The 1,167-nt window shown below is 35.0% G+C and carries 1 protein-coding gene; it reads right to left on the bottom strand.

Annotated elements, in window-relative coordinates:
* Window positions 1–138: 138 nt before the first annotated feature.
* The coding region (locus B3J44_RS08945) for an AMP-binding protein (protein WP_286967907.1) at window positions 139–1,167 on the bottom strand (1,029 nt) is incomplete at its 5' end.

Here is a 1,167-nt window from a genome sequence, read left to right as displayed (position 1 = left end):
GTAATTTTTTGCAAAATTACAACTTTTAGTTCAATTTGTACCAAATTGAGGTTCAAAGGTTCAAAGTGACAAAGTTGCAAAGGTTTTATATTCAGATGTTAAACCTTTGTACCTCTGAGCCTTTGTAACTTTGTACCTTTAACGGTAATCAAAAAAACGAATTGGTTTTCGGCTCATTGGATTAAAAACCAACGGATTCAAAACTTCTTTTGAAGCAAATTCTATTTTTGGAGTCACTCTTAATTTGGCTCTAAAATGATCTTTTATTTCCTGTAAAAATTCTGGAGTTTGGTTTTTAACGGCAATTTTAATCAAGATTTCATCTGTTCCTAAATCATTGGTAGAGATTTCGATCAAATGATTTTCGATATTATCAAAACTGCTCAAAACATCGTTCATCGCTGGCGGATAAAGCGTTGTCCCTTTATATTTAATCATTTGTTTTTTGCGTCCAACAACTGGTCCAACGCGTAAAGTATTTCTGCCACAAGCACAAGGCTCGTCATGAAACTGAACCATGTCGCCCGTTTTAAAACGTAATAAAGGCATAGCTTCAATTCCTAAAGTTGTAAAAGTAAGTTCGCCAGTTTCTCCATTTTTTACTGGCTGATTATTTTCGTCTAAAACTTCTACAATGATCAATTCTGGGTGATGATGTCCGCCTTTTCCATGTTCACATTCGGTAAAAGCGGTGCTCATTTCGGTAGAAGCATAAGTCGAAAATAACTTAATATTCCATTTATCGGTGATTTTTTTTGATAGAATATTCATGGAGAAATCTTGTTCTCTCAAAGATTCTCCAATACAAATGGCACCTTTTATGCTCGAATTATTATAATCGATTCCGTGTATTTCAGCGTATTCAATTAATTTGAGAAGGAAAGAAGGAACTGTAATCAAATAACTAGGATTGTATTTAAGAATAGAATCCCACTGCATTTCTGGAATTCCTGCACCAACACGAATTACGCCAACTTTCAATTTTCTAAGACCTAAAAAATAAGCCAAACCAGCCATAAATTTTCGGTCAATTGTCGTCATCAATTGTACTACATCGCCTTCAGCAATTCCAGCGCAGGCAAAAGAAATGGCTTCGTTATAAGCCAATCGATCTAAGTCAGAATCGGTTAAACCAAAAGTAACGGGATCTCCTAAAGTTCCAGACGT

Source organism: Flavobacterium sp. UBA4854 (assembly GCF_002399805.1).
Taxonomy (GTDB): domain Bacteria; phylum Bacteroidota; class Bacteroidia; order Flavobacteriales; family Flavobacteriaceae; genus Flavobacterium; species Flavobacterium ginsengisoli.
The sequence above is the reverse complement of the archived record's forward strand: the minus strand, read 5'-3'. Positions and strand labels throughout refer to the sequence as shown.